This is a genomic window from Halomonas sp. RT37 (assembly GCF_040070525.1).
GTDB lineage: Bacteria > Pseudomonadota > Gammaproteobacteria > Pseudomonadales > Halomonadaceae > Halomonas > Halomonas litopenaei.
The window spans coordinates 4,889,291-4,913,083 of the sequence record NZ_CP098827.1; the positions used below are offsets into that span (position 1 = coordinate 4,889,291).

General features: G+C 63.8%; 23 protein-coding genes. 1 reads left to right on the plus strand and 22 read right to left on the minus strand.

Annotation, left to right across the window (positions count from 1 at the left end; all coding sequences use genetic code 11):
• Positions 1-40 precede the first annotated feature (40 nt).
• The 22 genes from glmU to argC form a co-directional block, all read right to left on the minus strand.
• Complete coding sequence (gene glmU, locus NFG58_RS21355; RefSeq protein WP_348827333.1) at positions 41-1,405, minus strand: bifunctional UDP-N-acetylglucosamine diphosphorylase/glucosamine-1-phosphate N-acetyltransferase GlmU; 1,365 nt, start codon at positions 1,403-1,405, stop codon at positions 41-43.
• A gap of 103 nt (positions 1,406-1,508) precedes the next feature.
• Complete coding sequence (locus NFG58_RS21360; protein WP_348827334.1) at positions 1,509-2,618, minus strand: FAD:protein FMN transferase; 1,110 nt, start codon at positions 2,616-2,618, stop codon at positions 1,509-1,511.
• 20 nt (positions 2,619-2,638) lie between these two features.
• Positions 2,639-3,436, minus strand: a complete 798-nt coding sequence (locus NFG58_RS21365) for an undecaprenyl-diphosphate phosphatase (RefSeq protein WP_348827335.1) — start codon at positions 3,434-3,436, stop codon at positions 2,639-2,641.
• Positions 3,437-3,546: 110 nt separating this feature from the next.
• Positions 3,547-4,920 carry a magnesium transporter gene (gene mgtE, locus NFG58_RS21370; RefSeq protein WP_108131960.1) on the minus strand — a complete coding sequence of 458 codons (1,374 nt, stop codon included), beginning with the start codon at positions 4,918-4,920 and terminating at the stop codon, positions 3,547-3,549.
• Positions 4,921-5,153: 233 nt separating this feature from the next.
• Positions 5,154-5,579 (minus strand): F0F1 ATP synthase subunit epsilon, encoded by a 426-nt coding sequence (locus tag NFG58_RS21375; RefSeq protein WP_045992706.1) that lies wholly within the window; start codon positions 5,577-5,579, stop codon positions 5,154-5,156.
• 24 nt (positions 5,580-5,603) lie between these two features.
• Positions 5,604-6,980 carry a F0F1 ATP synthase subunit beta gene (gene atpD, locus NFG58_RS21380; RefSeq protein ID WP_045992707.1) on the minus strand — a complete coding sequence of 459 codons (1,377 nt, stop codon included), beginning with the start codon at positions 6,978-6,980 and terminating at the stop codon, positions 5,604-5,606.
• Positions 6,981-7,021: 41 nt separating this feature from the next.
• The gene (gene atpG, locus NFG58_RS21385; protein ID WP_045992708.1) at positions 7,022-7,903 is read right to left on the minus strand and encodes a F0F1 ATP synthase subunit gamma; all 882 of its coding nucleotides are present in this window, start codon (positions 7,901-7,903) and stop codon (positions 7,022-7,024) included.
• A 77-nt stretch (positions 7,904-7,980) separates the two neighbouring features.
• Positions 7,981-9,525 (minus strand): F0F1 ATP synthase subunit alpha, encoded by a 1,545-nt coding sequence (gene atpA, locus NFG58_RS21390; protein ID WP_045992709.1) that lies wholly within the window; start codon positions 9,523-9,525, stop codon positions 7,981-7,983.
• A 16-nt stretch (positions 9,526-9,541) separates the two neighbouring features.
• Positions 9,542-10,081, minus strand: a complete 540-nt coding sequence (locus NFG58_RS21395) for a F0F1 ATP synthase subunit delta (protein ID WP_045992710.1) — start codon at positions 10,079-10,081, stop codon at positions 9,542-9,544.
• 11 nt (positions 10,082-10,092) lie between these two features.
• Positions 10,093-10,563, minus strand: coding sequence for a F0F1 ATP synthase subunit B (locus NFG58_RS21400; RefSeq protein ID WP_045992711.1), 471 nt, complete (start codon positions 10,561-10,563; stop codon positions 10,093-10,095).
• 66 nt (positions 10,564-10,629) lie between these two features.
• A complete protein-coding gene (atpE, locus tag NFG58_RS21405) occupies positions 10,630-10,878 on the minus strand; it encodes a F0F1 ATP synthase subunit C (RefSeq protein WP_045992712.1) in 249 nt (82 codons plus the stop codon).
• Positions 10,879-10,957: 79 nt separating this feature from the next.
• Positions 10,958-11,821 carry a F0F1 ATP synthase subunit A gene (atpB, locus tag NFG58_RS21410; protein ID WP_045992713.1) on the minus strand — a complete coding sequence of 288 codons (864 nt, stop codon included), beginning with the start codon at positions 11,819-11,821 and terminating at the stop codon, positions 10,958-10,960.
• A 13-nt stretch (positions 11,822-11,834) separates the two neighbouring features.
• Complete coding sequence (locus NFG58_RS21415; RefSeq protein WP_231498561.1) at positions 11,835-12,194, minus strand: ATP synthase subunit I; 360 nt, start codon at positions 12,192-12,194, stop codon at positions 11,835-11,837.
• A 278-nt stretch (positions 12,195-12,472) separates the two neighbouring features.
• Complete coding sequence (locus NFG58_RS21420; RefSeq protein WP_045992715.1) at positions 12,473-13,396, minus strand: ParB/RepB/Spo0J family partition protein; 924 nt, start codon at positions 13,394-13,396, stop codon at positions 12,473-12,475.
• A gap of 66 nt (positions 13,397-13,462) precedes the next feature.
• Positions 13,463-14,233: a ParA family protein gene (locus NFG58_RS21425; protein ID WP_045992716.1), complete on the minus strand. Its 771-nt coding sequence runs from the start codon at positions 14,231-14,233 to the stop codon at positions 13,463-13,465.
• A 75-nt stretch (positions 14,234-14,308) separates the two neighbouring features.
• Positions 14,309-14,965 (minus strand): 16S rRNA (guanine(527)-N(7))-methyltransferase RsmG, encoded by a 657-nt coding sequence (rsmG, locus tag NFG58_RS21430; RefSeq protein ID WP_348827336.1) that lies wholly within the window; start codon positions 14,963-14,965, stop codon positions 14,309-14,311.
• Between the two features lie 8 nt (positions 14,966-14,973).
• On the minus strand, positions 14,974-16,869 hold the full coding sequence (mnmG, locus tag NFG58_RS21435; protein WP_348827337.1) for a tRNA uridine-5-carboxymethylaminomethyl(34) synthesis enzyme MnmG: 1,896 nt from the start codon (positions 16,867-16,869) through the stop codon (positions 14,974-14,976).
• Positions 16,870-17,409: 540 nt separating this feature from the next.
• Positions 17,410-18,180 (minus strand): amino acid ABC transporter ATP-binding protein, encoded by a 771-nt coding sequence (locus tag NFG58_RS21440; protein WP_045992719.1) that lies wholly within the window; start codon positions 18,178-18,180, stop codon positions 17,410-17,412.
• A gap of 28 nt (positions 18,181-18,208) precedes the next feature.
• Positions 18,209-18,880, minus strand: coding sequence for an amino acid ABC transporter permease (locus NFG58_RS21445; RefSeq protein WP_045992720.1), 672 nt, complete (start codon positions 18,878-18,880; stop codon positions 18,209-18,211).
• A gap of 164 nt (positions 18,881-19,044) precedes the next feature.
• Positions 19,045-19,800, minus strand: coding sequence for a transporter substrate-binding domain-containing protein (locus NFG58_RS21450; RefSeq protein ID WP_348827338.1), 756 nt, complete (start codon positions 19,798-19,800; stop codon positions 19,045-19,047).
• A 221-nt stretch (positions 19,801-20,021) separates the two neighbouring features.
• Positions 20,022-20,375, minus strand: coding sequence for an iron-sulfur cluster insertion protein ErpA (gene erpA / locus NFG58_RS21455; RefSeq protein ID WP_222516265.1), 354 nt, complete (start codon positions 20,373-20,375; stop codon positions 20,022-20,024).
• A gap of 169 nt (positions 20,376-20,544) precedes the next feature.
• Positions 20,545-21,579 carry an N-acetyl-gamma-glutamyl-phosphate reductase gene (argC, locus tag NFG58_RS21460; protein ID WP_045992723.1) on the minus strand — a complete coding sequence of 345 codons (1,035 nt, stop codon included), beginning with the start codon at positions 21,577-21,579 and terminating at the stop codon, positions 20,545-20,547.
• A gap of 263 nt (positions 21,580-21,842) precedes the next feature.
• On the opposite strand from argC, the gene NFG58_RS21465 reads away from it, so the two are divergent.
• Positions 21,843-23,786, plus strand: a complete 1,944-nt coding sequence (locus NFG58_RS21465; RefSeq protein ID WP_348827339.1) for a chloride channel protein — start codon at positions 21,843-21,845, stop codon at positions 23,784-23,786.
• Positions 23,787-23,793: the final 7 nt, after the last annotated feature.

The window sequence follows — 23,793 nt, forward strand, 5'->3', positions numbered from 1 at the left end:
GCCAGATTGACGCCAAGCTGACAGGGACAGCGAATGTCCCTCAGTTCTCGTCCTTGGTCGGCCTCGGCCAGTTGGCCTTGGCGATCTGACGAGACCTCGTCACCGCCAGGCTATGATCGGCGACGTCGCGGCTGATGGTGGAACCGGCGCCGACGGTGGCACCCTCGCCGACACTGACCGGGGCCACCAGCGCCGAATTGGAACCGATGAAGGCGGCGTCACCGATCTCGGTGCGGTGCTTGTTGGCGCCGTCATAGTTGCAGGTGATGGTGCCGGCGCCGATGTTGACCTCGCGTCCCAGGCGGGCGTCACCCACGTAGCTCAGGTGGTTGATCTTGCTGCCCTCGCCCACTTCGGCGTTCTTGGTCTCGACGAAGTTGCCGACCTTGGCCTTGACCGCCAGGCGTGAACCGGGGCGCAGGCGGGCGAAGGGACCGATCTGGTTCAGCCCGGCCATTACTGCACCGTCGACGATGCTGTGGGCCTCGATGACGCTTTCGGCGCCGACATGGCTATTGCGTATCACCGTGTAGGGGCCGATGCGCACGCCTTCGCCGAGCTCCACCTCGCCTTCGAACACGCACCCCACGTCGATGAAGACGTCGTGCCCGCAGCTCAGCTTGCCACGCACATCCAGACGCTCAGGATCAGCCAGGGCCACGCCCTTTTCCATCAGTGCGTCGGCGATATCACGCTGGTGAGCGCGTTCAAGCCTCGCCATCTGCGCGCGATTGTTGACGCCTTCCACCTCCATCGGCCGCGACGGCTGGGCGGTAGCCACGGCGATACCCTCGGCGGCGGCCATGGCGATCACATCGGTCAGGTAGTACTCGCCCTGGGCGTTGTCCGACGAAAGCTCCGGCAGCCAGCGCTTCAGCTGGGCGCTGGTCATGGCCATGATGCCGGTGTTGCACTCGGTGATCGCAAGCTCGCTTTCAGAGGCATCCTTCTGCTCGACGATAGCCACCACCTCGCCTTGGTCGTCACGCACGATGCGACCGTACCCCGCCGGGTCGTCCAGGGTCACGGTCAGAAGCCCCATATGGCGCTCGTCTACCTGCTCCAGCAAGGCCGCCAGCGTTTGCCGACGGATCAACGGCACATCGCCGTAGAGCACCAGCACCTTGCCATCGCCGAGCTGGCCCAGCGCCTGGGCGACGGCGTGACCGGTACCCTTCTGCTCGGCCTGGTGGGCAAAGCGAACCTCGGTGTCGGCCAGGGCATCGCGCACCCGCTCGCCACCGTGCCCGATGACCACGTGGGTGCGATCCGCGTCGAGACCCTGGGCGGTATCGACCACATGACGGACCATCGGCTTGCCCGCCAGGGTATGCAGCACCTTGGGCAGGCTCGAGCGCATGCGGGTGCCCTGTCCGGCGGCGAGAATCACCACATCGAGGCTCATCGTGACTCCTTGTCAAAAACAAAAGATCGAAGCGAATATCGCTACAGTATCGAAGCTGAACCGCCAAACGGCGCCAGGGACCGATTGCATGAGAACAGCGCTTCTATTCTAGCGGGGTGTCGTCATCCGTCACCACCGTCAGCCCCAGCGTATCGACCATCTCCTGCCCGAAACGGGTCACAAAGGCGGGGCTGACCCGACTTTCCCACCCCTCACCCTGACGCACCAGCATCACCACCGGCAACTCCTGGTCGATGGCGGCCTGCATGCCTTCATCTTCGCCCATCACGCTCAGCGCGGTGGCCCAGGCGTCGGCCCATGCATTGGACGGATGCACCACCGTGACAGAGGCCAGGCGATGGGTGATCGGTCGCCCGTTTCGAGGATCGATGGTATGCGAGTATCGCTTGCCGTCGGCCTCAAAGTAGTGACGGTAGTCACCAGAAGTCGCCACCGAGACGTCATCGAGGCCAACCACGTGCTGAGCCTTGGGGGTGCCGTTCTCGGGCACCTCGATACCGATGCGCCACAGGCCCTTGCCGCCGTCACGCCGCCCCTTGACCTTGACCTCCCCGCCGAGGTTGACCAGGTAGTTGGCGATTCCCTGGCGATCCAGGTAAGCCGCCACCTCGTCGGTGGCAAAGCCCTTGGCCACCCCGGACAGGTCGACGTAGACGTCACGCAGGCGACGGGCCTGGGCCTCGGCGGTATCGATCTCGAGCGCGTCCATGCCGACCTGAGACAAGCGCTGCTCGAGTACGGCTTCATCGGGAATTTCCCGGGGACGGGCCTCGGGGCCAAAGCTCCACAGATTGACCAGGCTACCGACGGTGACGTCGAAGGCGCCGTGGCTCTGCTGGTTGACCGACTGGCTGATGGCCAGCACTTCCATGAATTCGTCGGAGATCGGCTGCCACTCCCCCAGCGGCGACTGATTGAAGGCAGACAGCTCCGAATCCTCGCGCCAGGTCGACATAGAGGCGTCGACCGCGTGCATCTCGTCGAGCACGCCCTGCTCGATCTCCTCGACCTGCTCGCGTGTCAGCGGGTCGGCCAGGGTGATCTGGTAGAAGGTGCCGAAGATGTCGCCTTCCAGGGTGATCGGCGAACGGGTAGTGGTCTCTTCGCTGCAACCGGACACCAGCAGTGCCATCAGGAGGGGCGCCAGCCAGGTTGTCAGCCATCCACGCCGAGCGGTCTTGAATCCAGTCATGAGGGGTCTCTTCAGATATATCAGCCAAACAGCCAGATCAAGGCGATACCAAGCAGCAGGCGATAGACGACGAAGGGCTGCATGCCGATGCGCTTGATGAACGACAGGAAGAAATGGATGCACAGGTAGGCGCTGACGCCGGACAGCAGCGTGCCGAGCGCCATGTCACCCCAGTGCACATCGACACCCGTCTGAATCAGCTCGCAGGCCTCGAGTCCCCCCGCCAGCACGATCACCGGAATCGACAGCAGAAACGAGAAGCGGGCCGCGGCTTCGCGCCCCATGCCCAGCATCAGTGCCACGGTGATGGTGATGCCGGAGCGCGAAGTGCCGGGGATCAGCGCCAGCGCCTGGCCGATGCCGATCCACAGGGCATCGCTCCAGCGCAGCTGATACTCGCTGCGCGAGCCCCTGAAGCGCCAGTCGGCCAGCCCCAGCAGCAGGCCGAAGAAGATCAGACCGAACGCCAGCACCATGGGCGAGCGGGCATACTGCTCGATGACGTCCTTGAACAGCAGTCCGGCCAGCCCCACCGGAACGGTGGCGAGGATCACCCACCAGGCCAACCGAGCGTCCTGATCGGAGCCGCGACCGGCGACGCTGGCACACCAGCTCGTCAGCATGCGCAGGATCTCGTCGCGGAAATAGATGACCACCGCGCCAAGGCTACCCAGGTGCAGCGCCACGTCGAAGGCCAGTCCCTGGTCCGGCCAGTCGCTGAACACGGGGACCAGTATCAGGTGGGCGGAGCTCGATACCGGAAGAAATTCGGTGATTCCCTGAATCAGGGAGAGAACGACAATCTGTAGCCAATCCATGGAGTGACCCGTAAGCGAGGGGTAACAGGCAAAACGCCCGCAAGAGCATACACTCCACGGGCGTTCTTGTCCGCTGTCAGGGGGCCCCTGGCCGCCCCCGCTGCGGTCGATCAAGTTCCCATCAGTACCAGCGTGGCGATGGAAAAGTAGATGACCACCCCGGAGGCGTCGATCAGGGTGGTGACCAGCGGTGCCGAGGCGGTGGCCGGATCCCAGCCCAGCCGATCGAGCACGAACGGCAGGCACATGCCGAGCAGGCTGCCGAACAAGACGATGCAGATCATGCTGATGGCCACCACCAAGGCCACCGCCTCACCACCTCGAATGACCCCGATGGGGGCCACCGCCAGGGCCATGGTCAGTCCCAGCGAGCCTGCCACCAGCAGTTCTCGGCCGAGCAGCTTGCTCCAGTCCTTGATGCCGACATCGCCGGTGGCCATGCCTCGCACCATCAGGGTAGCGGCCTGGGCGCCGGCGTTGCCACCGCTGCCGATCAACAGCGGCAGAAAGAACACCAGGGTCACCTGAGCGGCGATGGTGTCCTCGAAGTGGGCGATGCCGGCTCCCGAGAAGAGGTTGCCGAACACCAGCAATACCAGCCAGATCACTCGCTTGCGATACAGGCTCCACAGCGGCACCCGGGACACGCCGCCTTCCAGCTGGCCGATCGACATGCCCTTGTGGATGTCCTCGGTAGCCTCGGATTCGACCACGTCCATGGCGTCATCGTGGGTGACGATGCCGACCAGTCGCTCGTCGGTGTCCGTCACCGGCAACGCCAGCAGGTCGTAGCGCGCCACCACCCGGGCGACCTCTTCCTGCTCGGCGTCCACACCGATGCTGATGACGTCGTGGATCATCAGCTCGTCGATGATCGCCTGGGGCCGTGCCACCATCAGCTGTCTCAGTGACATGGTGCCGGCCAGGCGACCGTGCTCGTCCACCACGTACAGCTGGTAGACGGTCTCGGCGTCGGGAGCGGTCTGGCGCACCCGCATCATCGCCCGGGACACGGTGAGCCCCATCGGGATCGCCACATAGTCGGCGGTCATCAGGGCGCCGGCGGTGCCCTCCTCATAGCTCGCCAGGCGCTTGAGCGCCTCGCGCTCGCGCCTTGCCATGCGCCGTAACAGCGCCTCCTTGCGATCATCTCCCAGCACCTTGAACAGGTCGGCACGTTCGTCCGAGCCCATCTTGTCGAGGATTCGCGACAGCCAGGCGTCCTCGATGCGCGACGCCATGGCATCCTGGGCCTCGAACGGCAGGTGACCAAACACGCTGGCCTGGCGCCCCACCGGCAGGCAGGCCAACAGCGCCACGGCGCTGTCCAGGCGGTCCTCATCCTCGATCAGTCGCTCGAGGATCTCGGCCAGATCCGCCGAGCGAATCTCGGGCAGGCGGGCTTCCAGCGTTTTGCTGTCGCGGGGATCGAGGGCACGCAGCAGCACCTGCTTGTGCGCATCCAGGCTGGGGGTCAGATTCATGGGCGTCTCCTCATGGCCGGCGTCCTTGCCGCAAATCGCTGAGGCGCAGTGTCCCCAAGAGACGACCTATCGGGGCTGCTCGAAAAGGCGACATGATGCCACGTCTGGATGAACATTAGACACAAGGCAAGCATCGAAGAAGCGTCAGTCGCGGTTCGCTGTGGCCATCACCAACGAAAACGCCCCCCGAATGTCAGCCATTCGGGGGGCGTGGGGCATCGGCGCCAGGGAACTTAGCCCTTGCCGGCCTTCCTGCGCAGCTGCTGGATGGTACGCAGCTGGGCCAGGGCCTCGGAGAGTTCCGCCGCGGCGCGGGTGTAATCCAGCTCCGCCGACTTGTCCTCCATGGCCTTGATGGCCTGCTTGCGGGCCTCTTCGGCGGCCGCTTCATCCAGATCGGATGCGCGAACCGCCGTGTCGGCCAGCACGATCACCTTCTCGGGCTGCACTTCGATAAAGCCGCCGGAGACGTAGAAGTGCTCCTCGCTGCCTTCGTTGAGCACCCGCACAGGGCCCGGAGCCAGCTCGGTCAGCAGCGGCGTGTGGCCGGCCAGGATGCCAAGATCCCCCAGGATGCCAGCCGCCACCACCTGCTCGGCACTACCGGAGTAGACCGAGGCTTCGGCACTGACGATCTCGCATTGGATGGTTTTCGTCATGATGACGTCTCCCGGTTAGAGGGATTACTTCATCTGGTTGGCTTTCTCGACGGCCTCGTCGATGGTGCCGACCATGTAGAAGGCCTGCTCGGGCAGCTCGTCGTACTCGCCGTCCAGGATGCCCTGGAAACCACGGATGGTCTCCTTCAGCGACACGTACTTGCCGGGAGAGCCGGTGAACACCTCGGCAACGAAGAACGGCTGTGACAGGAAGCGCTGGATCTTACGCGCACGTGCCACGATCTGCTTGTCTTCGTCGGACAGCTCGTCCATACCCAGGATGGCGATGATGTCCTTGAGCTCCTTGTAGCGCTGGAGCACGCCCTGAACACCGCGCGCGACGTTGTAGTGCTCGTCGCCCACCACCAGCGGATCGAGCTGGCGAGAGGTGGAGTCCAGCGGGTCGATGGCCGGATAGATACCCAGCTCGGCGATGGAACGCGCCAGTACCACGGTGGCGTCCAGGTGCGAGAAGGTGGTCGCCGGAGACGGGTCGGTCAAGTCATCCGCGGGCACGTAGACGGCCTGCACGGAGGTGATCGAGCCGGTTTTGGTGGAGGTGATACGCTCCTGCAGAACGCCCATCTCCTCGGCCAGGGTCGGCTGGTAACCCACCGCGGACGGCATACGGCCCAGCAGTGCGGACACCTCGGTACCGGCCAGGGTGTAACGGTAGATGTTGTCGACGAACAACAGTACGTCACGACCTTCGTCACGGAACTTCTCGGCGATGGTCAGACCGGTCAGGGCCACACGCAGGCGGTTCCCGGGCGGCTCGTTCATCTGGCCGTAGACCAGTGCCACCTTGTCGAGAACGTTGGACTCCTGCATCTCGTGGTAGAAGTCGTTACCTTCACGAGTACGCTCACCGACACCGGCGAACACGGAGTAACCGCTGTGCTCGGTGGCGATGTTACGGATCAGCTCCATCATGTTGACGGTCTTGCCGACACCGGCGCCGCCGAACAGACCGACCTTGCCGCCCTTGGCGAACGGGCACACCAGGTCGATGACCTTGATGCCGGTCTCGAGCAGCTCGTTGGTGGCCGCCTGGTCGGCGTAGCCCGGAGCCTCGCGGTGGATCGGCATGCGCTCTTGCTCGCCGATCTCACCGGCTTCGTCGATCGGCTCGCCGAGCACGTTCATGATGCGGCCCAGGGTTTCCTGGCCGACCGGGACGGAGATGGCCGCGCCGGTGTTATCGGTGTTCATGCCGCGCTTGAGCCCTTCGGTCGAGCCCATGGCGATGCAGCGCACCACGCCGTCGCCCAGCTGCTGCTGGACTTCGAGGATGGTCTCCTTTTCGGTGACCTTCAGCGCGTCGTAGACCTTGGGAACATCGTCCCGCGGAAACTCTACGTCAATCACCGCGCCGATGATTTGTACGATACGTCCGCTCATCTTGGTTCCTCTCTAATACCTGCAAATGAAACCTGCATGCCTTAAACAGCGGCGGCACCGCCTACGATCTCGGAGATTTCCTGGGTAATGGCCGCCTGACGGGCCTTGTTGTACACCAGCTCCAGATCGTCGATCAGATTGCCCGCGTTGTCGGTCGCGCTCTTCATGGCAACCATGCGTGCCGCCTGCTCGCACGCTGTGTTCTCGACCACCGCCTGATACACCTGCGCTTCAACGTAGCGCACGAGCAGGCTGTCGAGCAGCGCCTTGGCATCCGGCTCATACAGGTAGTCCCAGCTGCTGGGACGCTTGTTCTCGTCGTCTTCCTCGACCTTTGCGGTGTCCTCGGTCAGCGGTAGCAGCTGACGGACGACCGGCTTCTGGGTCATGGTATTGACGAATTCGTTGTGCACCACGTAAAGACGATCCAGCTTGCCTTCATCGTAGGCATCCAGCATCACCTTCACGCTGCCGATCAGATCATCAAGACTCGGCGTTTCCCCCAGGCCACTCTTGGCGGCGACCAGGCTTCCCCCATACTTGCGGAAGAAGCTGCTGGCCTTGCTGCCGAGGGCACAGAAGTCGAGCTCGGCGCCCTTCTCGTGCCACGCCTGAGCGTCCTTGACCGTCGCCTTGAACAGGTTGACGTTCAAGCCGCCACAGAGACCACGATCGCTGGAGACGACGATGTAACCGACGCGCTTGGCCTCACGCTCTTCCATCCACGGATGCTTGTATTCCGGGTTGGCCTGGGCGAGATGACCCACCACGTGACGGATCTGTTCGGCGTAAGGCTTGCTCGCCGACATCCGTTCCTGGGTCTTGCGCATCTTCGACGCCGCCACCATCTGCATCGCATTGGTGATCTTCTGCGTGTTCTTGATGCTCGCAATCTGCGTGCGAATCTCTTTTCCGACTGCCATGGCGATCTACCCTTGTTCGGTGACCCTCAGAATCCTGTTCGACCACCTGGCCCGCCTTGCGGCGGGCCAGTGGACGCTTACCAGCTCTGAGAGGACTTGAACTTCTCGAGACCCTGCTTCAGGCCGTCCTTGATCTCGTCGTTGTAGTCGCCAGACTCGTTGATCTTGTCGAGCAACTCGCCGTGCTCGGACTTCATGTACTCGTGGAGTGCATGTTCGAAGTCCAGCACCTTGTTGACGTCGACGTCGTCCAGGAAGCCTTCGTTGGCGGCAAACAGGGAGATCGCCATCTCGGCAACCGACATCGGCGAGTACTGCTTCTGCTTCATCAGCTCGGTCACGCGCTGACCGTGCTCGAGCTGCTTGCGAGTGGCTTCGTCCAGGTCGGAAGCGAACTGGGAGAAGGCCGCGAGCTCGCGGTACTGGGCCAGAGCCAGACGCACGCTGCCGCCGAGCTTCTTGATGATCTTGGTCTGTGCCGAGCCACCCACACGAGACACCGACAGACCGGCGTTGATGGCCGGGCGGATGCCTGAGTTGAACAGGTCGGTCTCGAGGAAGATCTGACCGTCGGTGATCGAGATCACGTTGGTCGGAACGAAGGCAGACACGTCGCCGGCCTGGGTCTCGATGATCGGCAGTGCGGTCAGCGAGCCGGTCTTGCCCTTCACTTCACCGTTGGTGAACTTCTCGACGTAGTCGGCGTTGACACGCGCGGCACGCTCGAGCAGACGGGAGTGGAGGTAGAAGACGTCGCCAGGGAAGGCTTCACGGCCCGGCGGACGACGCAGCAGCAGGGACACCTGGCGGTAGGCCACGGCCTGCTTGGACAGATCGTCGTAGACGATCAGCGCGTCTTCACCGCGGTCGCGGAAGTACTCGCCCATGGTGCAGCCGGAGTAGGCGGCGAGGAACTGCATCGGGGCCGGATCGGCGGCGCCGGCGGCGACCACGATGGTGTGCTCCATGGCGCCGTGCTCTTCGAGCTTGCGCACCACGTTGGCGATGGTCGACTGCTTCTGACCGATGGCCACGTAGACACAGGTGACGCCGGTGCCCTTCTGGTTGATGATCGCGTCGATGGCGATCGCCGACTTACCGATCTGACGGTCGCCGATGATCAGCTCACGCTGACCGCGGCCGATCGGCACCATGGCATCGATGGACTTGAAACCGGTCTGGATCGGCTCGTCGACGGACTGACGAGTGATGACGCCAGGTGCGACCTTCTCGACCGCGTCGGTTTCCTTGGTGCCCAGGTCGCCCTTGCCGTCGATGGGGTTACCGAGGGCGTCGACCACACGGCCGCGCAGTTCGGGACCCACCGGCACCTCAAGGATGCGACCGGTACACTGGGCAGTCATGCCCTCTTCCAGCTGCAGGTAATCACCCAGAACCACGGCACCGACGTTGTCGCGCTCGAGGTTCAGGGTCATCCCGAAGATGCCGCCGGGGAATTCGATCATCTCACCGAACATTGCGTCGGCGAGGCCGTGAATCTGCACGATACCGTCAGATACGCTGACGATCGTGCCCTGATTACGGGCTTCGGATGCGACGTCAAGCTTCTCGATACGCTGCTTGATGATGTCGCTGATCTCGGAAGGATTCAGTTGCTGCATGCCATGTCCCTCAGACTCAGGCGGAAAGGGCTTCCTGGAGGCGGTTCAATCGACCACGTACCGAACCGTCGATGACGGTGTCGCCGGCACGCAGGATCACGCCGCCCAGGAGCGTCTTGTCCACCTGAGTGGTAATGGAGATTTCGCGGTTCAGACGCTTGGCCAGTGCACTCGCGAGCGATTGTTCCTGGGCTTCGGCCAGCGGGAAGGCGGAAACGATTTCCACCTCTACCCGCTTTTCCTGCTGGGCCTTGAGCACCTCGAACTGCTCGGCGATGGCGCCGAGCGCCGCCAGGCGACCCTTCTGGCCGACCAGGCGAACGAAGTTCTTGAGGTCGTCATTGACGGCGTCACCACAGACGTCGACGACAACATCAGCCTTCTGTGCGCTGGACAGCTTGGGATTGCCGAGCACCCGGGCGCGCATGTCGTCGTCGCCGACGACCTGCGCGACCCTGGCCAGCATGCCGGACCATTCGTCGAGCGCGTCCTTGGCCACTGCGTGCTCAAAGGCAGCCTTGGCGTACGGGCGAGCGATAGTTGACGTTTCCGCCATGGGGCACCTCCTCAGAGCTCTTTGGCGAGTTTGTCGACGATGGCAGCGTGCTGCTTCTCGTCGATGGAGGACTCCAGGATTCGCTCAGCGCCCAGGACCGCCAGACGGGACACCTGTGCGCGCAGGTCTTCCTTCGCGCGTGCCACTTCCTGCTCGATCTCGGACTTGGCCTTGGCAATCATGCGCTCGCCTTCAAGGCGGGCGTCTTCGCGTGCCTGCTCGAGCTTCTGGTTGGCCTGTTTCTGGGCCTGTTCCAGGATCTCGGCCGCCTCTTGCTTGCTCTTGCGCAGGGTCTCGTCGGCCTCTTTCTCGGCCACCTCGAGATCACGCGCCGCACGGCTGGCAGCATCCAGACCATCGGCGATCTTCTTCTGGCGTTCCTGCAGAGCTTGCATGACCGGCGGCCATATAAACTTCATGCAGAACCAGACGAAGAACGCAAAGGCGATAGCCTGGCCGACTAGGGTAAGGTTCAGGTTCACGCCAGCACCTCTCGCGTTACGGGTTTGGGGTTAACGGATCGACGGCTCGGGACGAGCGGTCGGACATTAACCGACAAACGGGTTAGCGAAGGTGAAGAACAGCGCGATACCAACACCGATCATGGTCACGGCGTCCAGCAGGCCGGCGACGATGAACATCTTGACCTGCAGCATCGGAACCATTTCCGGCTGACGTGCAGCGCCTTCCAGGAACTTGCCGCCGAGGATACCGAAGCCGATGGCGGTGCCGAGTGCACCCAGGCCGATCAGCAGGGACACGGCGATGGCGGTCATACCCAGAACTTGTGCTTCCATGGTGGTCTCTCCAGTTTTTAGTTGAAACTAAGGTTTATCAGTGGGTTAGGGTTAAGGGTTTAGGGTTGAAGCGAAACCGTCAGTGCTTCTCCACCGCCATACTCATGTAGACGATGGTCAGCATCATGAAGATGAAGGCCTGCAGGGTGATGACCAGGATATGGAACACCGCCCAGGTGAAGTGCAGCGGCAGCTGCCACAGGCCGATCATCGCGATCAGGATGAAGATCAGCTCACCGGCGTAGAGGTTGCCGAACAGTCGCAGGGCCAGGGAGATCGGCTTGGCGATCAGGGTCACGGTCTCGAGCAGGAAGTTGACCGGGATGAACAGCGCCTGGACCAGCTTGTTGGGTGAGTTGAACGGGTGCAGGGTCAGCTCACCGATGAAGCCGGAGAAGCCCTTGGCACGAATGGTGTAGAAGATGATCAGGCCGAACACGGACAGCGCCATGCCGAGGGTGGCATTGACGTCGGTGGTCGGTACCACCTTGAAGTAGACGTGGGCCGGGTCCGCGCCGAACAGGGCGCCGATCTTGGCCGCCAGCAGCGGCAGGAAGTCCACCGGCACCAGGTCCATCAGGTTCATCAGGAAGACCCAGCAAAAGATGGTCAACGCCAGCGGCGCGATCAGCTTGCTCTTGCCGTGGAAGGTGTCCTTGACCGAGTTGTCGACGAACTCGACCATCAGCTCGACAAAGTTCTGCAGCGCACCAGGCACGCCGGTGGTAGCGGTGTTGGCCGCCTTCTTGAACAGCCACAGGAAGATCAGACCGAGACCGACGGACCAGCCGAGGGTATCGAGGTGAACGGCCCAGAAGCCCATGTCGGAAGCTTCCTGGGCGGAATGGGCGATCGACCAGCCATTGTCCGGGTGCAGCCCGAAGGTCAGGTTCTGCAGGTGGTGCTGGATATATTCCGTCGGAGTCGGATTCGTGCCTGCCATGTCTGCCTCGTTGTCAGGTGTGCGACGGTCGTTTCACCAGCCAGGGCCCCAGCCAATGAACGAACAGCGTCACCACATAAGCGCCAAAGAAAAAAGTCGGGTTTGAGGGAGGCACTGCGATGAACACCAGGGTGAACAGCGCCGCCGTCAAACCGAACTTGCCGGCTTCCGCACGATAGAAATTGTTGACGATGGCCTTGGAGTAGCGCGCGCCCTGCGCCCGGAACACACACCAGGCAAAGAACACATTGGGCAAAAAGGCCACCAGCCCGCCCAGGGCCGCCGAGGAAGCGCCGGAGATACCGTCGATGCCAGCCGCCGCAACGCTGGTCAGCGCCAGCACAGCGAGCTGTGCCATCAGCAGGCGCTGCACCTGGGGTCGTTGGATCCTGGCCGCCAAGTGTCTCTCCCGACGCGCCTCTTGGCGCGAACTCGTCATCCATCGTGATCGCCGGCGACAGACCACCGGCAGACTCCGGCGCGATTATAGGGAAGCCCCCTAACGGCTTCAACCAAAGACGTGACGATTTGTCGTCACTTCGCGCTGGCTTACGACCAAATGCGGAGAAAAGGCCGCTAAAGTGATTAGCGACCTAAGTGGTTTACTGCGCTTATACGCGCAACCCGGTCGCCGTCTCTGGTCGTCGCCACTCAGCGGATGTGGCCCAGGATGCCGTCGAGCTCGTCGAGGCTCGAGTACTGGATGGTGACCTTGCCCTTGCCGGCCTTGCCGTGGCTGATCTTGACCGGGGCGCCGAGCAGGTCCGCCAGACGGGTCTCCAGCCGGGCCACGTCCTGATTCGGCGCAGTCTTGGCGGCCTTTGGCTTGCCATTGGCCAGTTGCTTGACCAGCGCCTCGGTGGCGCGCACGGTCAGGTCCTTGTTGACCACCTCATGGGCCGCCTTGCGCTGCTTGGCCGCCGGCAGGGTCAACAGGGCGCGGGCATGGCCCATGTCCAGGTCACCGCGTTCGAGCAGCGTCTGCACCTCGGGGTCCAGCGCCAGCAGGCGCAGCAGGTTGGTCACCTGGGTACGCGAACGGCCCACGGCGTCGGCGACCTGCTGCTGGGTCAGTTCGAATTCGTCGAGCAGACGCTTGAGCGCCAGCGCTTCCTCCACCGGGTTGAGGTTCTCACGCTGGATGTTCTCGATCAGTGCCAGCGCCAGGGCCACCTCGTCGGTCACCTCGCGGATCACCGCCGGGATGACGTCCAGTTCGGCCAGCTGGGAGGCCCGCCAGCGGCGTTCACCGGCGATGATCTCATAGCGGTCGGGACCGATCGGACGCACCACGATGGGCTGCATCACGCCCTGGGCGCGGATCGAGTCGGCCAGCTCCTCCAGCGCCTCGGGCTGGATATCGCGCCTTGGCTGGTAGCGTCCACGGCTGAGCTGGCCCAGCGGCAGGCGCTCCAGACGTTCCTCCGGCGCGGGAGGCGGCACCACCGTGGCGTCTTCGTCGCCGTCGGTCGTCAGCTCGGCATCCACCTCGGGCAGATCGAGGCTCTCGCGGCGGCGGGCACCGGCCCCGATCAGCGCATCCAGTCCTCGTCCCAGGGCGCGTTTGCGCGTCATCGATTCATCCTCATCACAGCACGCTCAAAAATTCGACACTGCTGGCCCTTGCCACCCTGGCCGGGGCTACAGCGACAGCCGACGAATCAGTTCCTTGGCCAGCACCCGGTGGGCCTGGCTGCCCCGCGAGAAGCGTGCGTACTTGGTAACCGGCAGGCCGTGACTCGGCGCCTCGGCAACCCGCACGTTGCGTGGAATGGTGGTCTTGAGCAGGGCATCGCCGAAGTAGTCCCGCAGCTGCTTGCTGACGTCCCGGGTCAGGCTGTTGCGGGCGTCGAACATGGTGCGCAGGATCCCGAAGATCTCGAGGCCCGGGTTCACGCTGTCCTTGATCTGCTCGACGGTGTCGAGCAGTGCCGACAGGCCTTCCAGTGCATAGAACTCGCACTGCAGCGGTATCAGTACCCCATCGGCGGCGGTCAGCGCATTGACGGTGAGCATGTTCAGCGACGGTGGGCAGTCGATCATCACCACGTCGTACTCGCCGGCGACTTCGTCCAGCGCCTTGGCCAGCGCCCGCTCGCGGCCTTCACCACGATCGAGCAGCTCGACCTCGGCGGCGGTCAGGTCGCCATTGCCGGGCAGCAAGGCGTAGCCCGCCTCGGGGCAGTCGAGGATGACCTCCACCGGGCGCTTGTCGCCCAGGATAACGTCGAGCACGCTGCCCTCGAGGCTGTGCTTGTCGACACCACTGCCCATGGTGGCGTGGCCCTGGGGATCGAGATCGACCAGCAGTACGCGGCGATCCAGCGACGCCAGACTGGCGGCCAGGTTGACGGCAGAGGTGGTCTTGCCGACCCCACCCTTCTGGTTGGTCAAGGCGATGATTTTGGTCACGACGTCATCCTTGCGTGGAAATTCTCGGGTGGCTGGTGGCGGCAAAATCGTGAAAACCGAACCCCAAGCCCGAGCCTAGCGGCCCCCGGCCTCGGGTTCCAGCATAACCAGTTCTCGACCCGCTGACTCGTACGGCACCCTCAACGCATGGCGCGAGACACAGCGCACGTCGTCCTCCAGGCGTTCAAGCTCGCCGTCCACCGCCGGCCCCTTCATCGCCAGCCACTGGCCGTGGGGCGCCAGCAGCGGCCGGGTCAGCTCGACGAAGTCCTCGAGGCTGGCAAAGGCCCGCGAGATCAGTTGATCGAACCCGCCGTCGGCCGGGGTATAGGCTTCCACTCGCGCCTGGATCGGGGTCACCCGGGCAAGCCCAAGTTCCATCACCGCCTGACGCTGAAAGCGTACCTTCTTGCCGTTGCTGTCGAGCAGACTGACGTCGAGCTCGGGGTTGAGGATCGCCAGCACCAGGCCGGGCAGGCCAGGCCCCGCGCCCACGTCGAGCACCCGTGGGCCCTTGACCCAGGGCAGCACCGCGGCGCTGTCGAGCACGTGGCGAGAGACCATGTCCAGCGGATCGCGTACCGCCGTGAGGTTATAGGCCCGGTTCCACTTGTGCAACAGACCCACCAGGGCCAGAAGCTGGTCAAGCTGGGGGGCGGTGGCCGTGATCTCGAGGGCGGCAAGGCCCTCGCTCAAGCGCTCGTGCAGTCGCTGCTGCAGGGCCGGGGACATCGCCTGACTCATCCGCTGGCTACCTCGCGATCATCGAGCAACCGGCGTTTCTTGAGGTGAATCAGCAGGATCGATACCGCCGCCGGGGTCACCCCGCTGATCCGCCCGGCCTGGGCCAGGGTCTCGGGGCGCGCCTCGGCGAGCTTCTGGCGAATCTCGTGGGACAGCCCCTCGACTCGGCTGTAGTCGAGATCCGACGGCAGGGCCATGGACTCGTGACGCTTGAGCTTGTCGATCTCGTCCTGCTGACGATCGATGTAGCCCTGGTACTTGGCCTGGATCTGGACCTGTTCGGCGACTGTCTCGTCGCTCACCGGCTCACCCTTGGCCGCAGCCACGTCGGCATAGCCGAGTTCCGGGCGCTTGAGCAGGTCCATCAGGCTGTACTCGCGGGCCAGCGGCTTGCCGGTGATTCGCTCGATGTCGGCGGCGGCATCGGTCCCGGGCTGCACCCAGGTGGCCTTGAGGCGGGCGCTCTCGCGCTCCACCGCTTCACGCTTGTCGCTGAACCGCGCCCAGCGCTCATCGTCCACCAGACCCAGTGCGCGACCGTGTTCGGTCAGGCGCATGTCGGCGTTGTCCTCACGCAGCAACAGCCGGTACTCGGCGCGGGAGGTGAACATCCGGTAGGGCTCCTTGGTGCCCAGGGTGATCAGGTCATCCACCAGCACCCCGAGGTAGGCCTCGTCGCGGCGCGGACACCAGGCGTCGAGCGCCTTGGCGCGACGCGCGGCGTTGAGCCCGGCGAGCAGGCCCTGGGCCCCCGCTTCCTCGTAGCCGGTGGTGCCGTTGATCTGGCCGGCGAAAAACAGGTTGTGGATAAATTTGGTTTCCAGCGAGTGCTTCAGGTCCCGCGGATCGAAGAAGTCGTACTCGATGGCGTAGCCCGGACGGGTGATATGGGCCCGCTCGAGACCTTCGATGGAGCGCACCACCTGGAGCTGCACGTCGAAGGGCAAGGAGGTCGAAATACCATTTGGGTATAGCTCATGGGTATCCAGACCCTCCGGCTCGACGAACACCTGGTGGCTGGTCTTGTCGGCGAAGCGGTGGACCTTGTCTTCGATGGACGGGCAGTAACGCGGCCCGACCCCTTCGATCACCCCGGAGAACATCGGCGAGCGATCGAGATTATCGAAGATGATCTCGTGGGTGCGCTCGTTGGTATGGGCGATATGGCAGCTGACCTGACGCGGATGCATGTCCCGCGATCCCAGGTAGGACATCACCGGAGTCGGACTGTCGCCCGGCTGCTCCTCGAGGCGCGAGAAGTCGACGCTCTTGGCATCGATGCGCGGCGGGGTGCCGGTCTTCAGGCGATCGACCCGAAACGGCAAGGCGCGCAGACGCTCGGCCAGGGCGTTGGAGGGCGGATCCCCGGCACGACCACCACGGCTGTTGTCCAGCCCGATGTGGATCACCCCGCCGAGGAAGGTGCCGGTGCACAGCACCACGGTTTCGGCCAGGAATCGCAGTCCGGTCTCGGTGACCACGCCGCGCACGGTGTCCTGGTCGACGATCAGGTCGCCGGCGGCCTGCTGGAACAGCGTCAGGTTCGGCTGGTTTTCCAGCATGCCACGAATCGCGGCCTTGTAGCGCACACGATCGGCCTGGGCACGGGTCGCCCGTACCGCGGGGCCCTTGCGGGCGTTGAGCACGCGAAACTGGATCCCGCCCAGGTCCGTCGCCAATCCCATGGCGCCGCCGAGGGCGTCGATTTCCTTGACCAGATGACTCTTGCCGATCCCGCCGATGGCGGGATTGCAGGACATCTGGCCCAGGGTCTCGATGTTGTGGGTCAACAGCAGGGTCTGGCAACCCATGCGGGCAGAGGCCAGGGCAGCTTCCGTTCCAGCATGGCCACCGCCGATGACGATGACGTCAAAGCGGTCGGGATACTCCAAGGTTCACCTCGTTCGGCGCAGCGCGCCAGCGGTCTGGATATTGGGTTCGTACGAAAAATAGCCGGCCAGTATAAACCCTCCTGTGGGTAAACGTCAGGGTTTTCCACACCCCGTCTGTCAGGCAGGAGCTTCACTTACCTACCTATAAAAAAATAAAAGAATAAGAAAGGAAGTTCTGTAGTGGTTGTAACTACTGGTGTGGACACTTTCTGTGGAAAAACCATTTAAATCTACAAAAAACAAATAGATACAATGTTGATCCTTTGTTGGACAAGGGACGTACCAACGTTTGATGGCGTGTTATCTGCCTGTGGACACAATCATGACTTGCCCACAAGGCTCGGCTTCCACCAGTTATCCACCGAGCTCGGGGGCGGTTGTCACCGCGACGGTGAACAACTCGCCGACTTGCCCACAGCCCCCGTGGCAGTGGGCTTAGCAGCAAAATGTGAAAAATCTTGTCCACAGCCCCAAAAAGCCAAAAAAACGCCCTGTCGATCACTCGACAGGGCGTTTCAGAGGCTCGAACGGGCGGTTTTTTCAGTGCTTGAGCACCCGCGCCAGGAAGCTCTGGGTACGTTCATTCTGCGGATTGTCGAAGACTTCTTCGGGCTTGCCCTGCTCGACGATCTCCCCCTTGTGGATGTAGATCACGCGGTCGGCGACCTCCCGGGCGAAGCCCATCTCGTGGGTCACTATCATCATCGTCATGCCTTCTCTGGCGAGCTCACGCATGGCGTCGAGCACCTCACCGATCATCTCCGGGTCCAGCGCCGAGGTGGGCTCGTCGAACAGCATCAGACGGGGCTCCATGGCCAGTGCGCGGGCCAGCGCCACGCGTTGCTGCTGACCGCCGGAGAGCTGGGTCGGGTACTTGTCGGCCTGGTCCTTGATGCCGACCCGATCGAGCAGCCGTTCCGCGGTGGCCTCGGCCTTGTCACGGCTTTCGCCGCGCACCTTCATCGGGGCCAGGGTGACGTTGTCACGCACGCTGAGGTGAGGGAACAGGTTGAACTGCTGGAACACCATGCCGACCTCGGTGCGGATGGTCTGCAGCGCCTGGCTGGCCTTGCCGTCGGGCTTGAGGTCGTTGCCGTCGACCCTGAGGGCGCCCTGCTGGAATTCTTCCAGGCCATTGACGCAGCGGATCAGGGTCGACTTGCCGGAGCCACTGGCGCCGATGACGACCACCACTTCGCCCTGGGCCACCTCAAGGTCGATGTTCTTGAGCACGTGGAGCGAGCCGAAGTGCTTGTTGAGTTTGTCGATACGGACGATGGGCTCGCCCTGGGCGTGAGAGGCTGGGTTCATGTCGGAATTTTCCATGGGATGTTGCACCTCACTGGCCCACCAGGCCCTTGCGCTCGAGCATGCGCAGGGCGAAGGACAAGGAAAGGGTGATGGCAAGATAGAGCAGCGCCACCATCAGATAGACCTCCAGGGCGGTGAAGGTGGTGGCGATGTAGATCTGGCCCTGGCGCACCAGCTCGCCCACGCCGATGACGGCGAACAGCGAGGTGTCCTTGATGCTGATGATGGCCTGGTTGCCCAGCGCCGGGATCATGCGGCGGAAGGACTGGGGCCAGATGATGTAGCGGAAGGTCTGGCGGCGGGACAGCCCCAGCGACAGGCCGGCCTCGCGCTGGCCGCGCTCGATGGACTGCACACCACCGCGAACGATCTCCGAGATGTAGGCGCCGGAATTGACGGCGATGGCAGCGATACCTGCGGTGACCGCGTCGATGGGGCCACCAAGGATGCTCGGCAGGCCATAGAAGATGAACAGCACCTGTACCAGTACCGGGGTGCCGCGGAAGATTTCGATGTAGGCCACGGCGGGAACACGCAGCCAGGCGCTCGGGGAAATGCGCAACAGGCCGAAGATGATGCCGATGACAAAGCCGATGGCCAGACCGCCGAAGGAAATCAGCAGGGTATAGGGGATGCCGGTCAGCAGCTGGGGGATGGAGGACAGCGCCGCCGACCAGTCGAATTGGAAGTTGACGTCCACGAGTGGGTCTCCGTCATGCACGTGAAATCAGGACAAGGCGAGAGGCCTTGATGCCGGGGTCGAGACAGTGCCTCGGGGTGACGTCCGGGTAACACCAAGGGGGCCGGTCGTGTACCGGCCCCCATGAATCCCAGGTCGGTTGCCCAGGTCGCTATGGACTGCGATCACTCGCTGGTGGAACCAAACCACTTGGCGTGGATCTCGTCGTAGGTGCCGTCTTCCTTCATCGCCGCCAGGGCCTCGTTGACCGGCTCTACCCACTCGCTGCCCTTGACGAAGACGATGCCGTACTGCTGGCCTTCGTACAGCGGACCAACGACCTTGACCTTGCCTTCGCCACGGGTCTGGGAGAAGTAGCCGACGTTGGGGGCGTCGTAGAAGGCGGCATCGACGCTGCCACCGAGCAGGGCCATGTACATGTCGCTGGTGCCCGGATAGGGGGTGATCTCGGCGTCCTCGCCCAGGTTTTCCTGGAGGAAGTCATAGCTGGTGGAGCCGATCTTGGTGCCGATACGCATACCGGACAGGTCATCGATCTCGCTGACGCCTTCTTCGTCGGCGTTGACCAGGATCTTCAGACCGCTGTCGTAGTAGGGGGCGGAGAAGTCGACGATCTCGGCACGTTCGTCGGTGATGGTGATACCGGCGATGGCGATGTCGACGTTACCGGTCTGGACGGCGGGAATGATGCCGTTGAAGTCCATGGTGCGCAGTTCGTATTCGAAACCGGCACGCTCGGCCAGCTCGGCAATGATGTCCATGTCGAAGCCGACCATTTCGCCGGATTCCTGGTCCATCATCTCGAACGGCACGAAGCTCGGGTCGGTGGCCACGTTCAGGGTCTCGGCCTGGGCGCTGCCGATGACACCGAAGGTGAGCAGGGCGGAGGCAAGAGCGGCAGAAGTAAGGGCGGTTTTCATGATTTTCCCCAGTTGACGTTATTGTGAAATCCTCAACTACCATGGCGAGTTGCGGGGAAGGGGTCAAGTTGGGGGAGAATCCGCTGGGCCAACGCTGGCGGCGCTACAACACAACGCAAGACGCAGCCGGGAGGCTGCGTCGAGGGTGACATCAAGGGCTGCATCAAGCGCTATCTGGAGAGGCGTGTCGCTGTCGCGTCGGCTGACGCGCAGCAAGGTTGCTAAACCATAAAGGAGGCGCCGCAACCACAGGTGGTGGTGGCGTTGGGGTTCTGCACCAGAAAGCGTGCGCCGGCCAGGCCTTCCTCATAGTCGATGGTGGAGCCGACCAGGTACTGGTAGGACAGCGGGTCGACCACCAGCGAGACATCGCCGAAGGGAATCTCGGTGTCGTCGTCGTTGACGCCGTCGGCCACGTCGAAGCCGTACTGAAATCCCGAGCAGCCGCCTCCCGTGACATAGACGCGCAGGGCGATGTTGCTGGCGCCGTCTTCGGCCATCAATGCCTTGAGTCGGCGCTGGGCGTTGTCGGACAGCAGTAGCGGGGTGGGGACAAAGGATTCGGCACCGCTCATGAGAGCTCCCGGGGTCGAGAAACAGGGTCAAAGCGGTCGATGTCGTCGATCAGCCGACGTCGACCGCATCGGTCATTATCCCCAAGCCAGAGTAAAAGGGTCAACTTTTCCTCGGAGGTAAGGTGCCTGGTACGTCGACATCCCCCCGCAGCAAGCGGGGGGATGGGCCTCAGGGCATCATCGCCGGGGCATCGAGACCGGCGGTCTCGTCGAAGTCGAACATCAGATTGAGGGCGTGGATGGCCTGGCCGGAGGCGCCCTTGACCAGGTTGTCGATGACGGCCAGCACCACCACGGTGTCGCTGTTGCCGGGGCGATGTACGGCGATGCGGCAAAGGTTGGCGCCCTTGACGCTACGGGTCTCGGGGTGGCTGCCGGCGGGCATCACGTCGACGAAGGGCTCGTTGGCGAAGCGGTCTTCGAACAGGCGCTGGAGATCACCGGGGTCGCCGGTCAGGCGCCCGTACAGGGTGGCATGGATGCCGCGGATCATCGGCGTCAGGTGGGGCACGAAGGTCAGCCCGACCTCACCCCCGGCGGCGTCGCCGAGCCCTTGGCGAATTTCCGGCAGGTGGCGATGGCCGGAGGCGCCGTAGGCCTTCATCGATTCACTGGCCTCGGCCAGCAGCGAGGGCACCTTGGCGCCACGGCCGGCTCCGGTGACGCCGGACTTGCAGTCGGCGATCAGGTGGTCGGCGTCGATCAGCCCGGCTTCTAGCAGCGGCAGAAAGCCAAGCTGCACCGCGGTGGGATAGCAGCCGGGGACGGCGATCAGGCGGGCCTGGCGAATCTGATCGCGGCTGACCTCGGGCAGGCCGTAGACGGCTTCCTCGAGCAGACCCGGGGCGCCGTGAGGCTGGCCGTACCAGTCTGCCCAGACGCCGGCGTCGCGCAGCCGGAAGTCGGCTGACAGATCGATCACCCGGGTGCCTCGCTCCAGCAGGTCGCCGGCCAGCGCGTGGGCGACGCCGTGGGGGGTGGCGAAGAACACCGCATCGCAGCGCGCCAGGCGCTCCGGGTCAGGCTCGGAAAAGCGCAGCTCGTCGTAGTGACCTCGCAGGTTGGGATAGAGTTCGGCCACGCCGAGGCCGGCTTCGCTTCGTGAGGTGATCGCGTCCACCTCCACCTCGGGGTGGCGCGCCAGCAGCCTGAGCAGTTCGACGCCGGTGTAACCGGTGCCGCCGACGATTCCAACCTTGATCACGTAACGCTCCTTTGCACTTTGCTGTTTCAGCGCATTGCCATGGAAATGTGGCCGCCCGCAAGGCGAGCCGAATGGCCTGGCCACAGGCCTGCCTGGAGATTCTCGGGCCAGGCGATGGGGGTTCCGAGAGACGACGATGACGGCGGCCTGGGTGCCAAGTCACGTTCTATGATACACAAGAGATAGTCACCTAAGGTAAGCCTGCCTTTCATCTTGCGTCAGGGACTCGACCCTTCGCTCTCAAGGAAGCGACCCACACCTCCATGCGCCTGCCCGATCTCAGTCTTGATGCCTTCCGTCGCCAGCTGGCGAGCGTCGACGCCCTGCCGCAACTGTGCGTGCTGGGGGTGGTGACGGGGCTGATCACCGGCAGTCTGATGGTGGTCTTCCGGCTGGCGTTGATGGTCGGCGCCATGCTGGTGATGCCCTACGACGATCCTGAAGCCTTCGAGCAGTTGTCTACCGGCCTGCGCATGGTGCTGCCGATCATCGCGGTGACGGTGATTGGTGTGCTGCTGTGGCGTCAGCCACTGGCCGCCCGCAAGATCGGCGTCAGCCATGTGATCGAACGCCTGACCTATCACCAGGGCCGCTTTCCGCTGCGCAACTGGTTGAACCAGTGGTGGGTGGGGGTGGTGTCGGTGGTCGGGGGGCTGTCCGCCGGGCGCGAAGGCCCGGCGATCCACCTGGGCGCCGCCGCCTCCAGTGGCCTCGGCCAACTGCTGCGCCTGCCCCACAACAGCCTGCGGGTGCTGGTGGCCTGCGGTACCGCGGCAGGCATCGCCGCCTCCTTCAATACGCCCATCGCCGGGGTCATCTTCGCCATGGAGGTGGTGATGATGGAATACACCATCGTTGGCTTCATGCCGGTCATCCTGGCGGCCTGCATGGGAGCCCTGGTCTCCCAGTTGGTCTATGGCGCCGACCCTGCCTTCGCGGTTCCCGATCTGTCCATGGGCTCGCTGTTCAATATCTACTGGATCGCCGCCATGGCCTTCGGTATCGGCCTGCTGGCGGGTCTGTTCATCCATGTATCGCGCTCGGAGCGCATCGCCAGCCTGCCGCTGTGGTGGCGCCTGGCACTGGTCGGTGCCCTGGCGGCGCTGCTGGCCTGGTGCTACCCCCAGGTCCAGGGCATCGGCTACGACAGCCTGTCTGATGCGCTGTTCAATCGTTTGACGCTGGATATTCTGATGGCGCTGGTGCTGGGCAAGCTGCTGCTGACTGCCTTCGCGGTAGGCTGCGGGGTGCCGGTGAGCATCATCGGCCCGGTGCTGGTGGTGGGCGCGGCCGCCGGGGCGCTGTTCGGCATTGCCGGGGGCTGGATGTGGCCGGACAAGGCCGCAGACCCTGGGCTATTCGCGATGATCGGCATGGCGGCGATGATGGGGGCGGTATTGCAGGCGCCGCTGGCGGCGCTGATGGCGCTGCTCGAACTGACCCATATGCCGCATATTCTGTTGCCGGGCATGCTGGCGGTGGTGGTGTCCTGCCTGACCGCGCGCCAGCTGTGTCGCTGTGACGGCTTCTTTATCAGCGTCAAGCGCCATGGTCTGCACCCCCTCCAGCAACCGTTGATGCAGGCGTTGTCGCGGGTGTCGGTGCCGGCGGTGATGGAGCGCAGCCTGGTGCGCACCAGGCGACGGATCTCGGAGACCCAGGCTCGGGCATTGCTCGAGGCCAAACCGGTGTGGATCATCATCGAACGTTCCACCGACGACAAGCCGACCCTGGCGCTGAAGGCGGCCGACCTGGCGCGTTATCTGCTCGAGCAGCAGGAGCAGCAGGAACAGCGGGAGAAACAGGAACACAAGGCGGCGCCGGAAGATCAACGCGAAGCCAGCGACGACAATGCCGCCATGGACGTGTTGATGGAGAAGGGGGGCGCCGCTGGTGGCCAGGCGGATGTCATCGCGGGCAAGAACGTCGATCGCTCGCCACCGCCGGTGTCACCAGCGGCGGCCAGCCCCGATGAAGACAAGGAGGCGTTGCTGGACCTGCTGGAAATCCCCGGCCAGCGACTGGACCTGGTGGCCATCCACCTGCAGGCGACCCTGACCGAGGCGCTGAACGTGCTGAACGAAAGCAAGGTGGATGGACTCTACGTGGAACACGGCTATCGACCGAAGCAGAAGCGAATTTCCGGTATCATCACCCGGGATGCCATTGAGCGGTACTACCGCCTGTCTGATCCATCCACAGCCTGAGGAGTCG